The sequence below is a fragment of the Nonomuraea sp. NPDC003201 genome (assembly GCF_053590415.1).
Genome location: NZ_JBSFTC010000125.1, coordinates 1 through 20,269 on the forward strand (window position 1 = coordinate 1; position 20,269 = coordinate 20,269).

30 protein-coding genes are annotated in these 20,269 nt (G+C 67.1%); all 30 read left to right on the plus strand.

The features are described from left to right. Nucleotides 1-325, plus strand: a 325-nt coding sequence (locus ACWDX9_RS33805; protein ID WP_449961138.1) for a hypothetical protein, incomplete at its 5' end; no start/stop codon positions are given. Continuing rightward, a complete protein-coding gene (locus ACWDX9_RS33810; protein WP_449961141.1) occupies nt 318-2,162 on the plus strand; it encodes a TOMM precursor leader peptide-binding protein in 1,845 nt (614 codons plus the stop codon). The genes ACWDX9_RS33805 and ACWDX9_RS33810, both read left to right, overlap by 8 nt. 80 nt (nt 2,163-2,242) lie before the next feature. Then, a complete protein-coding gene (locus tag ACWDX9_RS33815) occupies nt 2,243-3,433 on the plus strand; it encodes an amidohydrolase (RefSeq protein WP_449961143.1) in 1,191 nt (396 codons plus the stop codon). A gap of 309 nt (nt 3,434-3,742) precedes the next feature. Beyond that, nucleotides 3,743-4,117, plus strand: a complete 375-nt coding sequence (rpsL, locus tag ACWDX9_RS33820; protein ID WP_020542315.1) for a 30S ribosomal protein S12 — start codon at nt 3,743-3,745, stop codon at nt 4,115-4,117. Between the two features lie 2 nt (nt 4,118-4,119). Further along, a complete protein-coding gene (gene rpsG, locus ACWDX9_RS33825; protein ID WP_043623423.1) occupies nt 4,120-4,590 on the plus strand; it encodes a 30S ribosomal protein S7 in 471 nt (156 codons plus the stop codon). 90 nt (nt 4,591-4,680) lie between these two features. Next, on the plus strand, nt 4,681-6,729 hold the full coding sequence (fusA, locus tag ACWDX9_RS33830; RefSeq protein WP_449961145.1) for an elongation factor G: 2,049 nt from the start codon (nt 4,681-4,683) through the stop codon (nt 6,727-6,729). 112 nt (nt 6,730-6,841) lie between these two features. After that, nucleotides 6,842-8,035, plus strand: coding sequence for an elongation factor Tu (gene tuf, locus ACWDX9_RS33835; protein ID WP_350730980.1), 1,194 nt, complete (start codon nt 6,842-6,844; stop codon nt 8,033-8,035). Nucleotides 8,036-8,292: 257 nt separating this feature from the next. Further along, nucleotides 8,293-8,601 carry a 30S ribosomal protein S10 gene (rpsJ, locus tag ACWDX9_RS33840; RefSeq protein ID WP_012887830.1) on the plus strand — a complete coding sequence of 103 codons (309 nt, stop codon included), beginning with the start codon at nt 8,293-8,295 and terminating at the stop codon, nt 8,599-8,601. A gap of 14 nt (nt 8,602-8,615) precedes the next feature. Continuing rightward, nucleotides 8,616-9,269 carry a 50S ribosomal protein L3 gene (rplC, locus tag ACWDX9_RS33845; RefSeq protein WP_192789893.1) on the plus strand — a complete coding sequence of 218 codons (654 nt, stop codon included), beginning with the start codon at nt 8,616-8,618 and terminating at the stop codon, nt 9,267-9,269. Next, on the plus strand, nt 9,266-9,916 hold the full coding sequence (gene rplD / locus ACWDX9_RS33850; RefSeq protein ID WP_449961149.1) for a 50S ribosomal protein L4: 651 nt from the start codon (nt 9,266-9,268) through the stop codon (nt 9,914-9,916). The genes rplC and rplD overlap by 4 nt, the downstream gene beginning before the upstream one ends. Further along, nucleotides 9,916-10,218, plus strand: coding sequence for a 50S ribosomal protein L23 (gene rplW / locus ACWDX9_RS33855; protein WP_350730984.1), 303 nt, complete (start codon nt 9,916-9,918; stop codon nt 10,216-10,218). Before rplD ends, rplW begins: the two co-directional genes overlap by 1 nt. Nucleotides 10,219-10,326: 108 nt before the next feature. Then, entirely contained in the window at nt 10,327-11,163 is an 837-nt protein-coding gene (gene rplB, locus ACWDX9_RS33860; protein WP_192789895.1) for a 50S ribosomal protein L2, read from the plus strand. 11 nt (nt 11,164-11,174) lie between these two features. Beyond that, on the plus strand, nt 11,175-11,453 hold the full coding sequence (gene rpsS / locus ACWDX9_RS33865) for a 30S ribosomal protein S19 (protein ID WP_449961151.1): 279 nt from the start codon (nt 11,175-11,177) through the stop codon (nt 11,451-11,453). 24 nt (nt 11,454-11,477) lie between these two features. Further along, on the plus strand, nt 11,478-11,831 hold the full coding sequence (gene rplV, locus ACWDX9_RS33870) for a 50S ribosomal protein L22 (protein ID WP_020542306.1): 354 nt from the start codon (nt 11,478-11,480) through the stop codon (nt 11,829-11,831). Then, nucleotides 11,831-12,676 carry a 30S ribosomal protein S3 gene (rpsC, locus tag ACWDX9_RS33875; RefSeq protein ID WP_363962198.1) on the plus strand — a complete coding sequence of 282 codons (846 nt, stop codon included), beginning with the start codon at nt 11,831-11,833 and terminating at the stop codon, nt 12,674-12,676. The genes rplV and rpsC overlap by 1 nt, the downstream gene beginning before the upstream one ends. 2 nt (nt 12,677-12,678) lie before the next feature. Next, entirely contained in the window at nt 12,679-13,098 is a 420-nt protein-coding gene (gene rplP, locus ACWDX9_RS33880) for a 50S ribosomal protein L16 (RefSeq protein WP_344997584.1), read from the plus strand. Next, nucleotides 13,098-13,334: a 50S ribosomal protein L29 gene (rpmC, locus tag ACWDX9_RS33885; RefSeq protein WP_106253417.1), complete on the plus strand. Its 237-nt coding sequence runs from the start codon at nt 13,098-13,100 to the stop codon at nt 13,332-13,334. The genes rplP and rpmC overlap by 1 nt, the downstream gene beginning before the upstream one ends. After that, the gene (gene rpsQ / locus ACWDX9_RS33890) at nt 13,327-13,611 is read left to right on the plus strand and encodes a 30S ribosomal protein S17 (protein WP_185070626.1); all 285 of its coding nucleotides are present in this window, start codon (nt 13,327-13,329) and stop codon (nt 13,609-13,611) included. The genes rpmC and rpsQ overlap by 8 nt, the downstream gene beginning before the upstream one ends. A 196-nt stretch (nt 13,612-13,807) precedes the next feature. After that, entirely contained in the window at nt 13,808-14,179 is a 372-nt protein-coding gene (gene rplN / locus ACWDX9_RS33895; RefSeq protein ID WP_106253399.1) for a 50S ribosomal protein L14, read from the plus strand. 8 nt (nt 14,180-14,187) lie between these two features. Beyond that, nucleotides 14,188-14,481: a 50S ribosomal protein L24 gene (rplX, locus tag ACWDX9_RS33900; RefSeq protein ID WP_350731450.1), complete on the plus strand. Its 294-nt coding sequence runs from the start codon at nt 14,188-14,190 to the stop codon at nt 14,479-14,481. Then, nucleotides 14,481-15,056 carry a 50S ribosomal protein L5 gene (rplE, locus tag ACWDX9_RS33905; protein ID WP_106253395.1) on the plus strand — a complete coding sequence of 192 codons (576 nt, stop codon included), beginning with the start codon at nt 14,481-14,483 and terminating at the stop codon, nt 15,054-15,056. Before rplX ends, rplE begins: the two co-directional genes overlap by 1 nt. Nucleotides 15,057-15,060: 4 nt before the next feature. Beyond that, a complete protein-coding gene (locus ACWDX9_RS33910; RefSeq protein ID WP_020542298.1) occupies nt 15,061-15,246 on the plus strand; it encodes a type Z 30S ribosomal protein S14 in 186 nt (61 codons plus the stop codon). 243 nt (nt 15,247-15,489) lie between these two features. Then, nucleotides 15,490-15,888, plus strand: a complete 399-nt coding sequence (gene rpsH, locus ACWDX9_RS33915) for a 30S ribosomal protein S8 (protein ID WP_192789898.1) — start codon at nt 15,490-15,492, stop codon at nt 15,886-15,888. Nucleotides 15,889-15,904: 16 nt separating this feature from the next. Continuing rightward, nucleotides 15,905-16,447 (plus strand): 50S ribosomal protein L6, encoded by a 543-nt coding sequence (gene rplF / locus ACWDX9_RS33920; RefSeq protein WP_192789899.1) that lies wholly within the window; start codon nt 15,905-15,907, stop codon nt 16,445-16,447. A gap of 2 nt (nt 16,448-16,449) precedes the next feature. After that, a complete protein-coding gene (rplR, locus tag ACWDX9_RS33925; protein ID WP_344997575.1) occupies nt 16,450-16,833 on the plus strand; it encodes a 50S ribosomal protein L18 in 384 nt (127 codons plus the stop codon). 25 nt (nt 16,834-16,858) lie between these two features. After that, complete coding sequence (rpsE, locus tag ACWDX9_RS33930; RefSeq protein ID WP_091090115.1) at nt 16,859-17,488, plus strand: 30S ribosomal protein S5; 630 nt, start codon at nt 16,859-16,861, stop codon at nt 17,486-17,488. Between the two features lie 2 nt (nt 17,489-17,490). Then, nucleotides 17,491-17,673, plus strand: coding sequence for a 50S ribosomal protein L30 (rpmD, locus tag ACWDX9_RS33935; protein WP_080043226.1), 183 nt, complete (start codon nt 17,491-17,493; stop codon nt 17,671-17,673). A gap of 2 nt (nt 17,674-17,675) precedes the next feature. Further along, the gene (rplO, locus tag ACWDX9_RS33940; protein WP_449961157.1) at nt 17,676-18,131 is read left to right on the plus strand and encodes a 50S ribosomal protein L15; all 456 of its coding nucleotides are present in this window, start codon (nt 17,676-17,678) and stop codon (nt 18,129-18,131) included. Between the two features lie 166 nt (nt 18,132-18,297). Continuing rightward, entirely contained in the window at nt 18,298-19,602 is a 1,305-nt protein-coding gene (gene secY, locus ACWDX9_RS33945; protein ID WP_397371254.1) for a preprotein translocase subunit SecY, read from the plus strand. Next, a complete protein-coding gene (locus ACWDX9_RS33950; protein WP_185070637.1) occupies nt 19,602-20,252 on the plus strand; it encodes an adenylate kinase in 651 nt (216 codons plus the stop codon). The genes secY and ACWDX9_RS33950 overlap by 1 nt, the downstream gene beginning before the upstream one ends. The last annotated feature ends 17 nt before the right edge of the window (nt 20,253-20,269 follow it).

The window sequence follows — 20,269 nt, forward strand, 5'->3', positions numbered from 1 at the left end:
CGCCGGGACGCTCGCCGGGCGGCTGGTGGCGCGGGCGGCGGGCGTCACGCCCCTGGCCGCGCTGCGGGCCACGCTCGAAGGGATCCTGGCCGCGTACCAGGGCATTCCCGGCTCCGCGCCCCTGCCCGAGCTGTGCCCGGCCGTCGCGCAGGAGCCGCCGATCGTCGTCGACACGGAGGCGACGGGGCTCGGCGCCGGGGAGCTCGCCGCCGCCCTGGCCGGCGCCGGGCTGCGGGTCAGCGCCGTTCCGCTGGATCACGACCGGGAGGTACACGCGCTCATGCCGCACGTCGTCCGCGTCGTCACGGAGGCGCTCCATGGCTGAGGTCATGGGGACGGGCCTGCTGGCCGAGGAGATCACGATCGCGCTGAAGGACCGCGACGGGCGGGAAGAGGTGACGATCACCGCCTGCGACGGCTGGGCGCGCGGTCCCCGGAACGACGGGGCCGCGTGGCTGCCCGTGTGGGTCGAGTACGGGGTCGCCGTCATCGGGCCGCTGCGACGGCCCGGCGAACCCGGCTGCCTGACCTGCTTCGAGACCCGCCGGGACCGGGTCAGGACCGACAGCGCCGATCGGGCCGCCGTCCTGGCCGTCCACGGCCCCGAACTCGCCGAGCGGGCCTCCCCGTACCTCGGCCGCCTGGCCGCCCGCACGATCGCGGCCCTGGCCGCGCACGCCGCAGAGGGCCCAGGGTGCGCCGTCTGGTACGTCGACCTGCGCAGGCTCACCGCCGAACGCCACACGTTCCTGCCGGAACCCCACTGCCCCGACTGCGGCGGCCTGCCGGACGACGACCGCGCGTCCGCCGTGTTCGAGCCCGGCGCCGCTCCGCGACCTCCCGGCTACCGGGTCAGGGATGTGCTGGCCGAGCACGGCGCGCTGCTCGACACGTACGTGGACGGCGAATGCGGGCTGATCAGACCCCTCGTCCGGGACACGCTCGGCGGCCTGGTGATCGCCGGGGCGATGCTGCCGCTGCGGTTCGAGGGCGGTTCGGAGCCCGGTGTGGGCCGCACCCGCGGCTACCGGGCCAGCGAGGTCACCGCCGTGCTCGAAGCGCTCGAACGGTGGGGCGGTGTCGAGCCCGGCGGCAAGCGCACCCGCGTACGGGCCTCCTACGCGGAGGTGGCCGCGGACGCGCTCGACCCGCGAACGCTGGGCGAGCACGACACCTCGTCCTACGAGAGGGAGGGGTTCGCGTTCCGGCCGTTCACCGAGGACGCCGTCTGCGACTGGGTGTGGGGGTACTCCTTCGGCCGGCGGACGCCGATCCTCGTGCCGGAGAGCCTGGCCTATTACTACGTACGGGGGCGGGAGCGGCCGTTCCTGTTCGAGATCTCGAACGGGTGCGCGCTCGGCGGCAGCATGGCCGAGGCCCTGCTCTACGGGCTGCTGGAGACGGTCGAGCGGGACGCCTTCCTCATGACCTGGTACGGGCGGCTCCCGGTGCCCCGGATCGACCCCGGCACGGCACGGGATCGCACCATCCCGCTCCAGGCCGCCGCGATCACCGCGGAGACCGGCTACCGGGTCGAGCTGTACGACACGACGATGGAGCACGGCGTCCCCAGCGTGTGGTCGATGGGCGTGCGGCAGGACGGCGACCCGGGCAGGCCGCGCATGGTGTGCGCCGCCGGGGCCCATCTGGTGCCGGAGAAGGCGGTGCTCAGCGCGCTGAGCGAGCTCGGGCCGCTGCTGGCCGACCTGATCCGGCGATATCCGGACGAGGTCCACCGAGCCCAGGAGATGGTGACAAATCCTGATCTGGTGGCCACGATGCACGACCACTCCACCCTGTACGGCGCCGACGCCGCCTTCGACCGGCTCTCGTTCCTGACCGAGGGCACGGCCATGCGACGCCTGCCCGACATGGAGGCGTTCACCGTGTCCGGTGATCTCGACGTCACGCGGGTGGTGGACCGCTTCCTCGCCGAGGGCATGGACGTCGTCGTCATCGACCAGACCACGCCGGAGCATCGGGCCCGCGGCTTCTCCTGCGTCAAGGTGCTGGTCCCCGGCACGCTCCCGATGACCTTCGGCCACCGCAACCGCAGGGTGCGCGGTCTGACGCGTCCGCTGGAGGTGCCGTACCGACTCGGCCACCGCGCCGCACCCCTGACCCCGGCCGACCTCAACCCCGACCCGCACCCCTTCCCATGACCACCGAACCGTCCCCCGCGCCACCCGAGCCGTCTCCCGCGCCGCCACCACCATCTCCCGCTCGGCCCGGGTCGTCTCCCGTGTCCGCCGAGCTGCGTGACCTGGCGATCTTCCGGGCCGACCTGCACGCCCACCCCGAGCTGTCCTGGCAGGAGGCCAGGACGGCCGATCGCCTGGCGGGGCGGCTGGCCGCGGCCGGGTACGAGGTCACGACCGGGGTCGGCGGCCATGGGGTGGTCGGGAGGCTGTGCCGTGGCGACGGGATCACGGTCATGCTCAGAGCCGAGCTGGACGCGCTCCCCGTCAAGGAGGAGACCGGCCTGTCGTACGCGAGCACCGCCACCGCGACGACCCCCGACGGCAGGACGGTCCCGGTCTCCCACGCCTGCGGTCACGACCTCCACCTCGCCTGCCTGGCCGGCGCCGCCCGGCGGCTGGCCACCTCGGACGACTGGCGGGGCACGGTGCTCGTGATCGGGCAGCCCGCGGAGGAGACGCTGGAGGGCGCTGCGGCGATGCTGGCCGACGGCCTGTACGAGCGGTTCGGCGTACCGGACGTGGCGCTGGCCCAGCACGTCTCGCCGTTCCCCGCGGGCCTGATCGCGTACCCGGAGCCGCCCACCGCGGCCGGTGCCGAACTTCGCGTCGTCGTCACAGGAGACGGCGGGCACGCCGGAGACGTCGGCCGGGTCGTCGGGCGCAATCCGGTCGCGGCCGTCGCCGCGCTCGTCCACCGGCTCGATCAGACGGCGTTCGACCAGGCGGTCGTCACCGTGGGGACGCTGCACGCGGGCGAGCGCGCGAACGTCGTCCCCACCGTCGCCGAGGCGGGGATCACGGTCAGGGCCGCGACGGAGGACGCGGTGACCCGGGCCGTCGCCCGCGTCGCGCGCCTGGCGGAGGAGACGGCGGGAGCCGGCGTCATCGTGGTCTCCAGGGTGCCGCCCGGCGCGAACGACCCCGCCGCCACCGCTCTGGTACGCCGGGCCCACGAGGCCGCGCTCGGCACGGTCGTCACCGCCCCCGGCGGCTCGGCCTGCGAGGATTTCCCCCTCTACGGCGTCCCTTCCGTGTACTGGTACGTGGGCGCGGCCCCACCCGCTGGCCTGGTCGGACGCCCGCATACCGGGACTTTCCGCCCCGATCCCGTGCCCACGTTGAGGGCAGGGGTCACCGCCATGCAAACGGCTGCCCTGGCAGTCCTTGCGAACCCGTCACAGTTCGCCCCTCCATCCCGATATCATGGATCCGGAGCAGTAGCCGAGCACTGATGAAAACGGTCTCGGCGTCCTGGAGTGGCAAGGCTTGTCCGCTTTGCCGCGCCGCTTTGACGTGTCGCAGAGGCCTGGGTAGTCTTGAGCTTCGTGCCCGTCTCTAGCGGGCTCTCGACCGTGCGCTCATTACGAGCGCGGGACGGCTTCCTGGCTCGTAAACCTCGCGGGACGTCTGCGTGAATAGCGCGACACGCCCGAGCGCGGGGGCACCGAGACAAGAAAAATCAGCAGGTCATGACACCGGCAGCACCTGCGAAATGCATCACAACTGACGAAACACCGGCCAAGGCACGAAACGGAGTGGCAGTGCCCACTATTCAGCAGTTGGTCCGCAAGGGCCGGCAGGACAAGGTCTCGAAGACCAAGACTCCTGCCCTCAAGGGGAGTCCGCAGCGGCGCGGCGTGTGCCAGCGCGTGTACACCACGACCCCGAAGAAGCCCAACTCGGCACTGCGCAAGGTGGCCCGCGTTCGACTCACGAACGGCATCGAGGTCACGGCCTACATCCCCGGTGTGGGCCACAACCTGCAGGAGCACTCCATCGTGCTCGTGCGTGGCGGTCGTGTGAAGGACCTGCCCGGTGTTCGCTACAAGATCATCCGCGGCTCGCTGGACACCCAGGGTGTCCGCAACCGCAAGCAGGCCCGCAGCCGCTACGGCGCGAAGAAGGAGAAGAGCTAACAATGCCTCGCAAGGGTTCTCCTGGCCGTCGTCAGCTCATGTCTGACCCGGTTTACAGCTCGCCCCTGGTGACCGCCCTGATCAACAAGGTGCTTCTCGACGGCAAGCGCTCCATCGCGCAGTCCATCGTGTACGGCGCCCTCGAGGGCTGCAGGGAGAAGACCGGCAACGACCCGGTCGTCACCCTGAAGCGCGCGCTCGACAACGTCAAGCCGACCCTCGAGGTCCGCAGCCGCCGCGTCGGTGGTGCCACGTACCAGGTGCCGGTCGAGGTGCGCGCCGCGCGCAGCACCACCCTGGCCCTGCGCTGGCTGGTGCAGTACTCCCGCGCCCGCCGCGAGAAGACCATGACCGAGCGCCTCATGAACGAGCTCCTCGACGCCAGCAACGGCCTTGGGGCGAGTGTCAAGAAGCGCGAGGACACCCACAAGATGGCCGAGTCCAACAAGGCCTTCGCCCACTACCGCTGGTAACCCCGGCGGGTTCGACGAGACGACGAGGACGCGAGAGAAGTGGCCACCACGACCGCTCTTGACCTGGCCAAGGTCCGAAACATCGGGATCATGGCCCATATCGACGCGGGCAAGACCACCACGACCGAGCGCATCCTGTTCTACACCGGTATCAACTACAAGATCGGTGAGGTCCACGAGGGCGCTGCCACGATGGACTGGATGGAGCAGGAGCAGGAGCGCGGCATCACGATCACGTCTGCCGCGACCACCTGTGAGTGGATCGGTCACACCATCAACATCATCGACACCCCGGGTCACGTCGACTTCACCATCGAGGTGGAGCGTTCGCTCCGCGTCCTCGACGGTGCCGTCGCCGTGTTCGACGGCGTCGCGGGTGTCGAGCCGCAGTCGGAGACGGTGTGGCGCCAGGCTGACCGCTACGACGTCCCCCGGATCTGCTTCGTCAACAAGATGGACCGTGTCGGCGCGGAGTTCCACCGCTGCGTCGACATGATGATCAGCCGTCTGGGCGCGACCCCGGCTGTCATCCAGCTTCCCTGGGGCGTTGAGGCCGACTTCAAGGGCGTCATCGACCTCATCAAGATGAAGGGTTACCTCTGGAGCGCCGAGGCGGCCAAGGGCGAGATGTACGACACCGTCGACATCCCGGCCGACCACGCCGAGGCCGCTCGCGAGTGGCGTGACCGGCTCATCGAGACGGTCGCCGAGAACGACGACGAGCTGATGGAGCTCTTCCTCGAGGGCGTCGAGCCCACCGAGGAGCAGCTGGTCGCGGCCATCCGCCGCGCCACGCTGGCCAGCGCCATCAACCCGGTGCTCTGCGGCACCGCGTTCAAGAACAAGGGCGTGCAGCCCCTGCTCGACGCGATCGTCGCCTTCCTCCCGGCCCCGACCGACATCCCGGCCTTCAAGGGCCACGCGGTCGGCCACGAGGACAAGGTCATCGAGCGTCACGCCGACCCGACCGAGCCGTTCTCCGCTCTGGCCTTCAAGATCGCGAGCGACCCGCACCTGGGCAAGCTCACCTACATCCGCATCTACTCGGGCACGCTCGAGACCGGTTCACAGGTCGTCAACTCTGTGAAGGGTAAGAAGGAGCGGATCGGCAAGATCTACCAGATGCACGCCAACAAGCGCGAGGAGCGCCCGACGGCGATCGCCGGCCAGATCGTCGCGGTCATGGGTCTGAAGGACACCACGACCGGCGACACCCTGTCCGACCCGGCCAACCAGGTCGTGCTCGAGTCGATGACGTTCCCGGCTCCGGTCATCAACGTCGCCATCGAGCCCAAGACCAAGGGCGACCAGGAGAAGCTGTCGACCGCCATCCAGCGGCTGGCCGAGGAGGACCCGTCCTTCCAGGTTCGCCGTGACGAGGAGACCGGTCAGACGGTCATCTGGGGCATGGGCGAGCTTCACCTGGAGATCCTCGTCGACCGTATGCGTCGCGAGTTCAAGGTCGAGGCCAACGTCGGCCGCCCGCAGGTGGCCTACCGCGAGACCATCCGCCGCAAGGTGGAGAAGCTCGACTACACCCACAAGAAGCAGACCGGTGGTTCCGGTCAGTTCGCGCGGGTGATCATCAACCTCGAGCCGCTGGGTGAGGGCAACGACGGCTACGAGTTCGAGAACAAGGTCACTGGTGGTCGTGTCCCGAGGGAGTACATCCCGTCGGTCGACGCGGGCGCCCAGGAGGCCGCCGAGTTCGGCGTGCTGGCCGGCTACCCGATGGTGGGCGTGAAGGTGACGCTCGTCGACGGTGCCGCGCACGACGTCGACTCCTCGGAAATGGCGTTCAAGATCGCCGGCTCGATGGCCTTCAAGGAGGCCGCGCGCAAGGCGGACGCAGTGCTTCTCGAGCCGATGATGGCCGTCGAGGTCACCACGCCCGAGGACTACATGGGTGATGTCATCGGTGACCTCAACGGTCGCCGCGGACAGATCCAGTCTATGGACGAGCGGGCCGGCGCCCGTGTCGTCACGGCGCTCGTGCCGCTGTCTGAGATGTTCGGCTACGTGGGTGACCTGCGTAGCAAGACGCAGGGGCGCGCGAGCTACAGCATGCAGTTCGACTCCTACTCGGAGGTGCCCCCGGGCATCGCCAAGGAGATCGTCGCGAAGGCCCGGGGCGAATAGAAGTCCTGGTCCCTGGTGGGGTGGTGAGAGCCACCCCGCCGCCAAGGGGTTCGGGAGTTCCCGGGCCCGAGTGTGTAGACGAAAGTCAGTCAGATTCTCAAGGAGAGAACCAGTGGGCAAGGCCAAGTTCGAGCGGACTAAGCCGCACATGAACATCGGCACCATTGGACACATCGACCACGGCAAGACCACGCTGACCGCGGCGATCACCAAGGTGCTTCACGACCGTTTCCCCGAGCTGAACAAGGCGACCCCGTTCGACAAGATCGACAAGGCGCCCGAGGAGAAGGCTCGCGGCATTACGATCTCCATCGCGCACGTCGAGTACCAGACGGAGAAGCGTCACTACGCTCACGTTGACTGCCCTGGTCACGCCGACTACGTGAAGAACATGATCACCGGTGCCGCTCAGATGGACGGCGCCATCCTCGTGGTCGCCGCCACCGACGGCCCGATGCCGCAGACGAAGGAGCACGTCCTCCTGGCCCGCCAGGTCGGCGTCCCCTACATCGTCGTGGCCCTCAACAAGGCCGACATGGTCGACGACGAGGAGATCCTCGAGCTCGTCGAGCTTGAGGTCCGTGAGCTCCTGTCCGCTCAGGAGTTCCCCGGCGACGACCTGCCCGTCGTCCGCGTCTCCGCTCTCAAGGCTCTCGAGGGCGACCAGAAGTGGGCCGACAGCATCATCGAGCTGATGAACGCCGTCGACGAGAACGTCCCCGAGCCCCCGCGTGAGACGGACAAGCCGTTCCTCATGCCGGTCGAGGACGTCTTCTCGATCACCGGTCGCGGCACCGTCGTCACCGGTCGTATCGAGCGCGGCATCGTCAAGGTCAACGAGCAGGTCGACATCATCGGCATCAAGCCGGAGAAGACGACCACCACCGTCACCAGCATCGAGATGTTCAACAAGATGCTCGACGAGGGTCACGCCGGTGACAACGCCGCCCTGCTGCTCCGCGGCATCAAGCGCGACGACGTCGAGCGTGGCCAGTGCATCATCAAGCCGGGCACGACCACCCCGCACACCGAGTTCAACGGCCAGGTCTACATCCTGTCCAAGGACGAGGGCGGCCGCCACACGCCGTTCTTCAACAACTACCGCCCGCAGTTCTACTTCCGTACGACTGACGTGACCGGTGTCGTGAACCTCCCCGAGGGCACGGAGATGGTCATGCCGGGCGACAACACCGAAATGCGCGTTGAGCTGATCCAGCCCATCGCCATGGAGGAAGGCCTCAAGTTCGCGATCCGTGAGGGTGGCCGCACCGTCGGCGCCGGCCGGGTCGTGAAGATCATCAAGTAGCTAGACCGTCGGGGCGGCGGTCGGCCCCGGACTCGGAGCCGACCGCCGAACCACGTCAGGGACCTCATGTGAAGGCCGTGATCCAGCAGTTGCTTCGGCCGAAGAGATATGACCGAAGTCACTGCCGGATCACGGAAGAAAAGGCAGATCCACTGCGTCTGCCTCGTGGGGTCTAGCAGGCTTCGACCTGCACCAATACAGCGGCATCAGGCCGCACGATACTTTTTCAGACGACAGCGAAGGACACCGAGGCCACTATGGCGGGACAGAAGATCCGCATCCGGCTTAAGGCCTATGACCACGAGGTCATCGATAGCTCGGCCAAGAAGATCGTCGAGACGGTGACGCGGACTGGCGCGAAGGTCGCGGGCCCGGTGCCGCTGCCGACCGAGAAGAACGTGTACTGCGTCATCCGCTCGCCGCACAAGTACAAGGACAGCCGCGAGCACTTCGAGATGCGCACGCACAAGCGGCTGATTGACATCATCGACCCGACCCCCAAGACGGTTGACTCGCTCATGCGGCTCGACCTCCCCGCGGGTGTCGACATTTCGATCAAGCTCTGAGGGAACGCACTGACATGGCTAAGACGATCAAGGGCGTCCTGGGCAAGAAGCTCGGCATGACCCAGGTCTTCGACGCGGACAACCGGCTGGTGCCGGTGACCGTGGTCGAGGCCGGTCCGTGCGTGGTGACCCGCGTCCGCACTGCCGACAAGGACGGCTACTCCGCCATCCAGCTCGGCTTCGGGCAGGTCGACCCCAGGAAGGTCAACAAGCCGCTCGGCGACTACCTGCGTAAGCACGACATCACCCCGCGCCGTTACTTCGCGGAGATCCGCACCGACGACGCGAGCGACTACACCCTGGGCCAGGAGCTGCTGGCCGACACCTTCGAGGCCGGCCAGTTCGTCGACGTGACGGGCAAGAGCAAGGGCAAGGGCTTCGCGGGTGTCATGAAGCGCCACGGCTTCGGTGGTCTGGGCGCGTCGCACGGTACGCAGCGCAAGCACCGTTCGCCGGGTTCCATCGGTGGCTGCGCCACCCCGGGCCGCGTTTTCAAGGGTCTGCGCATGGCTGGTCGGATGGGTAACGTCCGCACCACCGTGCAGAGCCTCAAGGTTCACTCCGTGGACGCCGAGAAGGGCCTCATCCTGATCAAGGGTGCGATCCCCGGCGCCAACGGAAGCCTGGTCCTCGTTCGCACCTCTGCCAAGAAGGGGGCTGCCAAGTGAGCACCACTATTGACGTCCTCGACGCCAGTGGCGCGAAGGCCGGCACCGTCGACCTGCCCGAGAACATCTTCGGCGCCAAGGTCAACGTGCCGCTGATCCACCAGGTGGTCGTGGCCCAGCTCGCCGCTCGCCGGCAGGGCACCCACAAGGCCAAGACCCGCGGTGAGGTCTCCGGCGGCGGCAAGAAGCCGTACCGCCAGAAGGGCACCGGCCGCGCCCGTCAGGGCTCGACCCGTGCGCCGCAGTTCACCGGCGGTGGCACCGTCCACGGCCCCGTGCCGCGCGACTACTCGCAGCGCACGCCCAAGAAGATGAAGGCCGCCGCCCTGCGTGGCGCCCTCTCCGACCGGGCCGGCGGCGGTCGCGTCCACGTGGTCAGCTCGCTGGTCTCCGGCGAGACGCCCAAGACCAAGGCTGCCCTCGAGGCGCTGCGCAAGATCACCCAGGCTCCGCGCGTTCTCGTCGTCGTCGACGAGGCCGACGAGCTGACGTGGCTGAGCCTGCGTAACGCTCCCGAGGTCCACCTGCTGGACGCGGGGCAGCTCAACACGTACGACGTGCTCGTGGCGGACGACGTGGTCTTCACGCAGGAGGCGTATGACCAGGTCGTCGCTCGCCTGAGCGACAGCGGGAAGGAAGAGGCCTGATGGAGAAGATCGCCGACCCGCGCGACATCATCATCAAGCCGGTCGTCTCTGAGAAGAGCTACGGCCTGATCGATGAGAACAACAAGTACACGTTCCTGGTGAAGAACACCGCGAACAAGACCCAGGTCAAGATCGCCGTTGAGCAGATCTTCGGGGTCAAGGTCACCAGCGTGAACACGATCAACCGGCAGGGCAAGCGCAAGCGCACCCGTACCGGTTTCGGCAAGCGTCCCGACACCAAGCGCGCGATCGTGAGCCTGGTCGAGGGCGATCGGATCGACATCTTCGGTCAGATCGGCTAGCAGCGCCATAGAAGTGAGTGCGGGCCGCACGGCCTGCGCGGGGTCGAGACCGTCGCGCTTTCGCGTGGCGGGCTCACCCATGTAACCGACGAAGGATGAACGAAAAAGATGGGCATCCGTAAGTACAAGCCGACGACCCCGGGTCGCCGCGGGTCGAGCGTCTCGGACTTCTCCGAGATCACCCGCAGCACGCCCGAGAAGTCGCTGCTTGCGCCCCTTCACAGCAAGGGCGGCCGTAACGTACACGGCCGGGTCACCGCCCGCCACCAGGGCGGCGGTCACAAGCGCGCCTACCGGATCATCGACTTCCGTAGGCATGACAAGGACGGCATTCCGGCCAAGGTCGCTCACATCGAGTACGACCCCAACCGCACCGCCAACATCGCTCTGCTCCACTACGCCGACGGCGAGAAGCGCTACATCATCGCGCCGACCGGCATCAAGCAGGGCGACCGTATCGAGAACGGCCCCGCTGCCGACATCAAGCCGGGCAACTGCCTGCCGCTGCGCAACATCCCGACCGGTACCTTCATCCACGCGGTGGAGCTCCGTCCGGGCGGCGGCGCCAAGCTCGGCCGTTCCGCGGGCGCACAGATCCAGCTGCTCGCCAAGGAAGGCCAGTACGCCACGCTGCGTATGCCGTCCGGCGAAATGCGCATGGTCGACGTGCGCTGCCGGGCGACGGTGGGCCAGGTCGGCAACGCCGAGCAGGCCAACATCAACTGGGGCAAGGCCGGCCGTATGCGGTGGAAGGGCAAGCGCCCCACCGTCCGCGGTGTCGCGATGAACCCCGTCGACCACCCGCACGGTGGTGGTGAGGGCAAGACCTCCGGTGGTCGCCACCCGGTGAACCCGAAGGGCAAGCCCGAGGGGCGCACCCGCCAGGCCAACAAGGCCAGCGACCGACTGATCATCCGTCGTCGGAGCAAGAGGAAGAAGCGGTAGGAGCAGCCGAAATGCCACGTAGCCTTAAGAAGGGTCCCTTCGTGGACGGTCACCTTCAGAAGAAGGTCGACGTCCAGAACGAGAAGGGCACCAAGAGCGTCATCAAGACGTGGTCGCGGCGCTCCATGATCGTTCCCGACATGCTCGGGCACACGATCGCCGTGCACGACGGCCGCAAGCACGTCCCGGTTTTCGTCACCGAGTCGATGATCGGTCACAAGCTGGGAGAGTTCGCCCCCACGCGGACCTTCCGCAGCCACGTCAAGGAAGACCGCCGCAGCCGGCGGTAAGCGTCCCGGAAGTAGGAGAAAGCGATGGAAGCCAGGGCTCAGGCGCGGTTCGTCCGTGTCACGCCCCAGAAGGCCCGCCGTGTGGTGGACCTCATTCGCGGGCTGCCCGCTTCGGAGGCGCAGGCCGTGCTGCAGTTCGCTCCCCAGTCGGCGAGCGAGCCGATCTACAAGGTGCTCAGCAGCGCCATGGCGAACGCTGAGCACAACTTCGACCTCGACCCGCAGACGCTCGTCGTCAGCCGGGCGTGGGTCGACGAGGGCCCGACGCTGAAGCGGTTCCGCCCGCGTGCCCAGGGTCGTGCCTATCGGATCAACAAGCGGACGAGCCACATCACCGTGATCGTGGAGTCCCGCGAGCCGAAGGGAAGGACCCGATAGTGGGCCAGAAGGTTAACCCGCACGGGTTCCGCCTCGGCATCACGACCGACTTCAAGAGCCGGTGGTACGCCGACAAGCTGTACAAGGCTTATGTCGCCGAGGACGTGGCGATCCGCCGCATGCTGCAGAAGGGCATGGAGCGGGCCGGCATCTCCAAGGTCGAGATCGAGCGCACGACGGACCGCGTGCAGGTGGACATCCACACCGCGCGTCCCGGCATCGTGATCGGCCGCCGCGGCGCCGAGGCGGACCGTATCCGTGGCGACCTGGAGAAGCTGACCAAGAAGCAGGTCCAGCTCAACATCCTCGAGGTCAAGAACCCGGAGATCGACGCGCAGCTCGTCGCGCAGGGCGTTGCCGAGCAGCTGTCCAGCCGTGTCTCGTTCCGCCGCGCCATGCGCAAGGCGATGCAGTCGGCCATGAAGTCCGGCGCCAAGGGCATCCGTGTCCAGTGCTCCGGTCGTCTGGGCGGCGCCGAGATGTCGCGGTCGGAGTTCTACCGCGAGGGCCGCGTGCCGCTGCACACCCTCCGCGCGGACATCGACTACGGCTTCTACGAGGCCCGTACGACCTTCGGCCGCATCGGCGTGAAGGTCTGGATCTACAAGGGCGAGGCTCCGACCAGCCGCGCCGAGCGCGAGGCGGCCGCCGCCGGCGCTCGTGCCGGCCAGCGTCGCGAGCGCGACGACCGTCGTGGTGGCGGCGGCGACCGTCCGCGTCGTGGTGGCGGCGACCGCCCCCGTCGTGGCGGCGGCCGTGGCGACCGCGCCCCCCGCACTGAGGCGGCCTCGCAGGCCGCCCCCGAGACCGGCCCGGCTGCGCAGCCGGGTGCTGAAGGGAGCTGACCATGCTGATCCCGCGCAGGGTCAAGCACCGCAAGCAGCACCGGCCTGACCGCAGCGGAGCCGCCAAGGGCGGCACCAGGGTCACGTTCGGCGAGTTCGGCATCCAGGCGATTGAGCACTCCTACGTGACCAACCGTCAGATCGAGTCCGCTCGTATCGCCATGACCCGTCACATCCGCCGTGGCGGCAAGGTGTGGATCAACATCTACCCCGACCGTCCGCTCACCAAGAAGCCTGCCGAGACCCGCATGGGTTCCGGTAAGGGTTCGCCGGAGTGGTGGATCGCCAACGTCAAGCCCGGACGCGTGATGTTCGAGCTGTCCGGCGTGGCGGAGCCGATCGCCCGCGAAGCGCTTCAGCGCGCGATCCACAAGCTCCCGATGAAGTGCAAGATCGTTAAGCGTGAAGTGGGTGAGGCGTGATGGCTAAGGGCCTGACCGCCGGCGAGCTGCGGCTCGAGGACGAGGACACTCTCGTCCAGAAGCTGAAGGAGGCCAAGGAGGAGCTGTTCAACCTCCGCTTCCAGGCGGCGACCGGTCAGTTGGAGAGCCACGGGCGGCTGCGCGCCGTCCGCCGCGAGATCGCCCGTATCTACACCGTGATGCGCGAGCGCGAGCTGGGCATCGTCACGGTCGAGAAGGAGACGAGCGATGGCTGAGACCGAGACCACTGAGACGAACGAGCAGCGGAACTTCCGCAAGGTCCGCGAGGGCCTCGTGGTGAGCGACAAGATGGACAAGACCGTCGTCGTCGCCGTTGAGGACCGCGTCAAGCACCGTCTGTACGGCAAGGTCATCCGCCGTACGACCAAGTACAAGGCACACGACGAGGCCAACGCCTGTGGCGTCGGCGACCGCGTGCTGCTCATGGAGACCCGCCCCCTCTCCGCCACCAAGCGGTGGAGGGTCGTGGAGATCCTCGAGAAGGCGAAGTAATTCTCCCTCTCGACATATACCGCGCCTCGTGGGGGCTCTGAGAGCCCCCATGACGGCGTCCAAGGACGCGGGGCCACATGCGGGCCTCGCGTCGCCTGCGGTGCGGCGCCTACGGGCGTTGTGGCCGTGGGAACAAGACAACGACGGTTCCGCCAGGCTCAGAAATGAGAACCGGCGCGACTAACAGGAGTTCAACGTGATCCAGCAGGAGTCGCGGCTCAAGGTCGCCGACAACACGGGCGCGAAGGAGATCCTTTGCATCCGTGTTCTCGGTGGCTCGGGCCGACGCTACGCCGGTATCGGCGACATCATCGTCGCCACTGTCAAGGACGCGCTGCCGGGCAGCACGGGCGTCAAGAAGGGCGACGTGGTCAAGGCCGTCATCGTCCGCACGGTCAAGGAGCGCCGCCGGCCCGACGGCTCCTACATCCGCTTCGACGAGAACGCCGCCGTCATCATCAAGGACAGCGGTGACCCTCGTGGCACTCGTATCTTCGGCCCGGTCGGCCGCGAGCTGCGCGACAAGAAGTTCATGCGCATCATCTCGCTCGCCCCGGAGGTGCTGTAATGCCGAAGCTGCATGTGAAGAAGGGTGACCTGGTCAAGGTCATCGCCGGCAAGGACAAGGGTGCCAAGGGTCACGTCATCGCCACGCTCCCGCACGAGGACCGTGTGGTGGTCGAGGGCGTCAACATGATCAAGAAGCACTCGAAGGAGACCCACCAGGGTCCGCGCGGCGCCAAGACCGGCGGCGTGCAGACCATGGAGGGCCCCATCCACGTCTCGAACGTGAAGAAGCTCAAGGACGAGAAGCCCGCCGAGAAGAAGGCCGACGAGAAGAAGGCCGACGAGACGGGTGAGGACAGCTGATGACTGCCACGACCACTGAGACCGAGCGCCCGACGCCGCGACTCAAGACGAAGTACCGCGAGGAGATCGCGGCCCAGCTTCGCGAGCAGTTCGGCATCGAGAACGTCATGCAGATCCCCGCGCTGACCAAGATCAAGGTCAACATGGGCGTCGGCGAGGCGGCTCGCGACTCGAAGCTCATCGAGGGCGCCGTCCGCGACCTCACCGTGATCACCGGCCAGAAGCCGGCCGTCGTCCGGGCGCGCAAGTCCATCGCCCAGTTCAAGCTGCGCGAGGGCATGCCGATCGGTGCGCACGTCACGCTGCGCGGCGACCGCATGTGGGAGTTCCTCGACCGCCTGCTGGCGCTGGCCCTGCCCCGTATCCGGGACTTCCGCGGCCTGTCGCCCAAGCAGTTCGACGGCAACGGCAACTACACGTTCGGTCTGACCGAGCAGGTCATGTTCCACGAGGTCGACCAGGACAAGGTCGACCGGCCGCGGGGCATGGACATCACGATCGTGACCACGGCGAAGAACGACGACCAGGGCCGGGCGCTGCTGAAGCTCCTCGGCTTCCCGTTCAAGGAGGCCTGATCCAATGGCGAAGAAGTCGCTGATCGCCAAGGCGGGGCGCAAGCAGAAGTTCGAGGTCCGGGCGTACACCCGTTGCTCGCGTTGTGGCCGGCCGCGCGCCGTCTACCGCAAGTTCGGGCTCTGCCGCGTGTGCTTCCGCGAGATGGCGCACCGGGGCGAGCTGCCCGGCATCACCAAGTCGAGCTGGTAGACCGATGAGAGATCTGCGAGGCGGCCTGCCGCTATGGTCCTGACTGGGCCTTACAGTAGAGCGGCAGGTCGACGAGCAGGTTTCTCGTCGGCACCCGAGGGCGGCCTCCGTGCCGCCCCTGGGTGATCATATTTTCAGAAGAAGACCCGGGCGCTCTCGAAGAGCGTCCATGACCGCGCCGAAGGTCCACCGGCAGAGCATTGCTTGGCCGACTGGAAACCGCGGCGAGGAAGGCCACTGGCCATGACGATGACCGACCCGATCGCAGACATGCTCACACGTCTGCGTAACGCGAATTCGGCGTACCACGACAGCGTGACGATGCCGTACTCGAAGATCAAGGCGCACATCGCCGAGATCCTCCAGCAGGAGGGTTACATCCAGGCTTGGACCGTCGAAGACGCCAAGGTTGGCAAGAACCTCGTGGTGGAGCTCAAGTTCGGGCCCACCCGTGAGCGGTCGCTCGCGGGCCTGCGCCGGGTTTCCAAGCCCGGTCTGCGGGTTTATGCAAAGAAGGACAACCTGCCTCGAGTCCTGGGCGGACTGGGCGTCGCGATCATCTCGACGTCCGCCGGTCTCATGACCGACAAGCAGGCCGGCAAGCGTGGCGTGGGCGGCGAAGTCCTCGCCTACGTCTGGTAGAGGGGAGGAACACAGCATGTCGAGAATCGGACGGCTGCCCATCCCTGTGCCCAGCGGCGTAGACATCACGATCGCCGGCCAGGATGTCCAGGTCAAGGGCCCGAAGGGCACGCTCAGTCACAAGGTCGCCGAGCCCATCACGGTCGCTCGCGACGACGACGGCGCCATCGCCGTCTCCCGGCCCAACGACGAGAACAAGGTCCGTGCGCTGCACGGCCTGTCCCGGACGCTCATCGCCAACATGGTGCAGGGCGTCACCCAGGGTTACTCCAAGTCCCTGGAGATCGTCGGCGTCGGTTACCGCGTCCAGGCCAAGGGCCCGACGCAGCTGGAGTTCTCGCTGGGCTTCAGTCACCCGGTCATCGTGGACGCCCCCGAGGGCGTCACCTTCCGCGTCGAGAAGCCGACCCTGTTCCACGTGGACGGCATCGACAAGCAGAAGGTTGGCGAGGTCGCGGCCAACATCCGCAAGTTGCGCAAGCCTGACCCGTACAAGGGCAAGGGCGTGCGCTACCAGGGCGAACAGATCCGCCGCAAGGTCGGAAAGGCTGGTAAGTAGGCATGGCTCCGAAGACTGCGTTCAGCAAGCACACGGCTGCCCGCACCGTCTCGCGGGCCCGCCGTCACCGCCGCGTCCGCAAGAACGTCGTCGGCACGACCGCGCGTCCGCGCCTGGTCGTCAACCGTTCGACCCGTCACATGTTCGTCCAGATCGTGGACGACACCGTCGGCCACACGCTGGTGAGCGCGTCCACCATGGACCCGTCGCTGCGCGCGCTCGAGGCGGACAAGACCGAGAAGGCGAAGAAGGTCGGCGAGCTCCTCGCTCAGCGGGCCAAGGAAGCCGGGATCACCGCTGTCGTGTTCGACCGCGGTGGCAACCGCTACGCCGGCCGCATCGCGGCTCTGGCGGACAGCGCCCGCGAAGGCGGGCTCGAATTCTGATGGCAACTGAGAAGAGGAACCACTGATGGCTGCAGCTCCGCGTCGCGGTGGCGGCACCGGTGGCGAGCGGCGGGACCGTCGTGACGATCGCCGCGGTGGCGCCGCCGACAAGGGCGTCTCGTACATCGAGCGCGTAGTGAAGATCAACCGAGTGGCCAAGGTCGTGAAGGGTGGTCGTCGCTTCAGCTTCACCGCCCTCGTCGTCGTCGGTGACGGCAACGGCCTGGTCGGCGTCGGCTACGGCAAGGCCAAGGAAGTGCCCGCGGCCATCGCCAAGGGCGTCGAAGAGGCGAAGAAGCACTTCTTCAAGGTGCCGCGGATCCAGGGCACCATCCCGCACACCGTGCAGGGCGAGGAGGCGGCCGGCGTCGTCTTCCTGCGTCCGGCCTCGGCCGGTACCGGCGTCATCGCCGGCGGCCCGGTGCGCGCGGTGCTGGAGTGCGCGGGCATCCACGACGTGCTGTCGAAGTCGCTCGGCTCCGACAACCCGATCAACATCGTGCACGCCACCGTGGCGGCTCTGAAGGGCCTCTCGCGCCCCGAGGAGATCGCCGCCCGCCGTGGCCTGCCGATCGAGGACGTCGCCCCGGCCCGCATGCTGAAGGCTCAGCGTGAGGGTCTCGCCGAGGCGGCGGCCGCGAAGGCGGTGAGCTAGTCATGGCACGCCTGAAGATCACTCAGGTTCGCTCGAAGATCGGTGGCAAGCAGAACCAGCGTGACTCGCTGCGTTCGCTTGGCCTGAAGCGAATCGGCGACGTCGTCGTCAAGGAGGACCGGCCCGAGATTCGCGGGATGGTCTCCGTGGTGACGCACCTCGTCGAGGTGGAAGAGGTCGACTAGTCATGACTGACAAGGCTCCGCTCAAGATTCACGACCTGCGTCCCGCCCCCGGCGCCAACAAGTCCAAGATCCGCAAGGGTCGTGGCGAGGCGTCGAAGGGCAAGACGTCCGGTCGCGGCACCAAGGGCAGCCACGCCCGTACGACGGTCCCCCTCGGCTTCGAGGGTGGCCAGGTGCCGCTGCAGAGGCGTCTGCCGAAGCTCAAGGGCTTCTCCAACGCGCTGTTCAAGACGACCTACCAGGTCGTCAACCTGGACAAGCTCGGCGAGCTGTTCCCCGACGGTGGCGAGGTCACCGTCGAGTCGCTGGTCGCCAAGGGCGCTGTCCGCAAGAACCAGCTCGTGAAGGTGCTCGGCACCGGCGAGATCTCCGTCGCTGTGAACGTTCAGGCTCACGCCTTCTCGTCCGCGGCGAAGGAGAAGATCGCCGCTGCGGGTGGCTCCGTTACCGAGCTGTAAGAGCTATTACGAGGCGTGGGGGCTTTGACAAATGCCCCCACGCCCGTAGTGCGTTAGAGTTCGCGAGACGGCAGGCTTCTGACCGTCTCGTCTGACCTAAGACAGACATGGCAGATCCCCGCACCATCGCATACTCACACCGCCGTAAAGGCGCGCAGGAGGGACCGTGCTGACCGCGTTTACCCGGGCGTTCCGGACACCGGACCTGCGCAAAAAGTTGCTCTTCACCCTGGGCATCATCGCGCTTTTCCGTCTCGGCTCGGTTCTTCCGACTCCGGGAGTTCACGTCCAGAACCTCGCCGCCTGTTTCGAGCAGGCCCGTAACGGAGCCGCCGGCAACATCTACGGGATGGTGCAGCTTTTCAGTGGTGGTGCGCTCCTGAAGCTGTCGGTGTTCGCGCTGGGCATCATGCCGTACATCACCGCGAGCATCATTCTCCAGCTACTCGTCGTCGTGATCCCGCGTCTCGAGGCGCTGAAGAAGGAGGGACAGGCCGGTCAGACCAAGATTACGCAGTATACGCGTTATCTGACCATCGGTCTTGCCGTCCTGCAGTCCACCGCCTTCATCGCCCTGGCCCGCACCGGGCAGCTGTTCCCGAACTGCCAGCAGGACGTGCTCCTCGACCCCGACAACATCTTCCAGATCGTGACGATGGTGGTCATCATGACCGCCGGTACGTCCGTGATCATGTGGCTCGGTGAGCTCATCACCGACCGCGGTGTCGGCAACGGCATGTCCATCCTGATCTTCACGCAGGTCGTCGCGGTCTTCCCGTCCGAGCTGGCCAACATCTTCCAGGCGAACAAGTTCACCTTCACGGTCGTCATGGTCGTCGGTGTCTTCATGATCGCCGCGGTGGTCTTCGTCGAGCAGGCGCAGCGGCGCATCCCGGTCCAGTACGCCAAGCGGATGGTCGGGCGCAGGATGTACGGCGGCACGTCCACGTACATTCCGCTGAAGGTCAACCAGGCCGGCATCATCCCGGTCATCTTCGCGTCCTCGCTGCTCTACCTGCCGCAGCTGCTGACGTCGCTCTTCCAGAGCACGGACAACGCGTTCATCCGCTGGATCTCGCAGAACCTGGCCACCGGTGACACGCCGATCTACATGGGCACGTTCTTCGTGTTGATCATCTTCTTCACGTACTTCTACGTGTCGATTACGTTCAACCCCACTGAAGTCGCCGACAACATGAAGAAGTACGGTGGGTTCATTCCGGGCATCCGTCCTGGCAGGCCGACGGCTGAATACCTGAACTTCGTGCTCACTCGTCTGACCGCGCCGGGCTCGCTCTATCTGGGTCTGATCGCCATGGTCCCGATCGTCGCGCTGGCGGTGTCCGGTGCGAGCCAGAACTTCCCGTTCGGAGGGACGAGTATTCTGATCATGGTAGGCGTCGGCCTTGACACCGTTAAGCAGATCGAGAGCCAGCTCCAGCAGCGTAACTACGAAGGTTTCCTGCGGTAGTGCGTCTCGTTCTGGTCGGGCCCCCCGGAGCGGGTAAGGGGACACAGGCCCAGTACATCGCATCGAACCTGTCCATCCCGAAGATCTCGACAGGTGACATCTTCCGTGCCAACGTCTCGGGGGGCACGGATCTTGGCAAGCTGGCCAAGACGTACATGGACCGTGGTGATCTGGTGCCCGACGAGGTCACCATCGCCATGGTCCGTGACCGTCTGTCCGAGGACGACGCGCAGGACGGGTTCCTGCTCGACGGCTTCCCGAGGAACGTCGCACAGGCGGAGATCCTGCGCGACATGCTCAAGGACTGGGGCCAGGCGCTCGACCTCGTACTCGAGCTCGTCGTCGACGACGACGAGGTGGTCAGGCGGCTGGCCGGCCGGCGCACCTGCAGCCAGTGCGGCCGTATCTGGCACGTCGAGTTCGACGACAAGAAGGACGACAAGTGCGACGCGTGCGGGGGCGCGCTCTTCCAGCGTGACGACGACAAGGAGGAGACCGTCAGGCACCGCCTGGAGGTCTACCAGGAGCAGACGGCGCCGCTGGTCTCCTACTACGCCGACGAGGGCATTCTCGTGGGGGTCGACGCCACGGGCCCGGTCGAGGAGGTCACCCAGCGGGCCATGGAGGCGATCCGCCCGTTCATGGGATAGCTCCAGTTACGAGCGAT

What these genes read in the sequence shown, in the direction of transcription:
- rpsS (WP_449961151.1), top strand. Translation starts at nt 11,175, where the DNA reads ATGCCACGTAGCCTTAAGAAGGGTCCCTTCGTGGACGGTCACCTTCAG.
- rpsJ (WP_012887830.1), top strand. Translation starts at nt 8,293, where the DNA reads ATGGCGGGACAGAAGATCCGCATCCGGCTTAAGGCCTATGACCACGAG.
- ACWDX9_RS33910 (WP_020542298.1), top strand. Translation starts at nt 15,061, where the DNA reads ATGGCGAAGAAGTCGCTGATCGCCAAGGCGGGGCGCAAGCAGAAGTTC.
- rplC (WP_192789893.1), top strand. Translation starts at nt 8,616, where the DNA reads ATGGCTAAGACGATCAAGGGCGTCCTGGGCAAGAAGCTCGGCATGACC.
- rplV (WP_020542306.1), top strand. Translation starts at nt 11,478, where the DNA reads ATGGAAGCCAGGGCTCAGGCGCGGTTCGTCCGTGTCACGCCCCAGAAG.
- rplE (WP_106253395.1), top strand. Translation starts at nt 14,481, where the DNA reads ATGACTGCCACGACCACTGAGACCGAGCGCCCGACGCCGCGACTCAAG.
- rplB (WP_192789895.1), top strand. Translation starts at nt 10,327, where the DNA reads ATGGGCATCCGTAAGTACAAGCCGACGACCCCGGGTCGCCGCGGGTCG.
- rpsG (WP_043623423.1), top strand. Translation starts at nt 4,120, where the DNA reads ATGCCTCGCAAGGGTTCTCCTGGCCGTCGTCAGCTCATGTCTGACCCG.
- rpsE (WP_091090115.1), top strand. Translation starts at nt 16,859, where the DNA reads ATGGCTGCAGCTCCGCGTCGCGGTGGCGGCACCGGTGGCGAGCGGCGG.
- rpmC (WP_106253417.1), top strand. Translation starts at nt 13,098, where the DNA reads ATGGCTAAGGGCCTGACCGCCGGCGAGCTGCGGCTCGAGGACGAGGAC.
- rpsH (WP_192789898.1), top strand. Translation starts at nt 15,490, where the DNA reads ATGACGATGACCGACCCGATCGCAGACATGCTCACACGTCTGCGTAAC.
- rpmD (WP_080043226.1), top strand. Translation starts at nt 17,491, where the DNA reads ATGGCACGCCTGAAGATCACTCAGGTTCGCTCGAAGATCGGTGGCAAG.
- rplP (WP_344997584.1), top strand. Translation starts at nt 12,679, where the DNA reads ATGCTGATCCCGCGCAGGGTCAAGCACCGCAAGCAGCACCGGCCTGAC.
- ACWDX9_RS33810 (WP_449961141.1), top strand. Translation starts at nt 318, where the DNA reads ATGGCTGAGGTCATGGGGACGGGCCTGCTGGCCGAGGAGATCACGATC.
- rplW (WP_350730984.1), top strand. Translation starts at nt 9,916, where the DNA reads ATGGAGAAGATCGCCGACCCGCGCGACATCATCATCAAGCCGGTCGTC.
- rplO (WP_449961157.1), top strand. Translation starts at nt 17,676, where the DNA reads ATGACTGACAAGGCTCCGCTCAAGATTCACGACCTGCGTCCCGCCCCC.
- fusA (WP_449961145.1), top strand. Translation starts at nt 4,681, where the DNA reads ATGGCCCATATCGACGCGGGCAAGACCACCACGACCGAGCGCATCCTG.
- rpsQ (WP_185070626.1), top strand. Translation starts at nt 13,327, where the DNA reads ATGGCTGAGACCGAGACCACTGAGACGAACGAGCAGCGGAACTTCCGC.
- rplR (WP_344997575.1), top strand. Translation starts at nt 16,450, where the DNA reads ATGGCTCCGAAGACTGCGTTCAGCAAGCACACGGCTGCCCGCACCGTC.
- rplF (WP_192789899.1), top strand. Translation starts at nt 15,905, where the DNA reads ATGTCGAGAATCGGACGGCTGCCCATCCCTGTGCCCAGCGGCGTAGAC.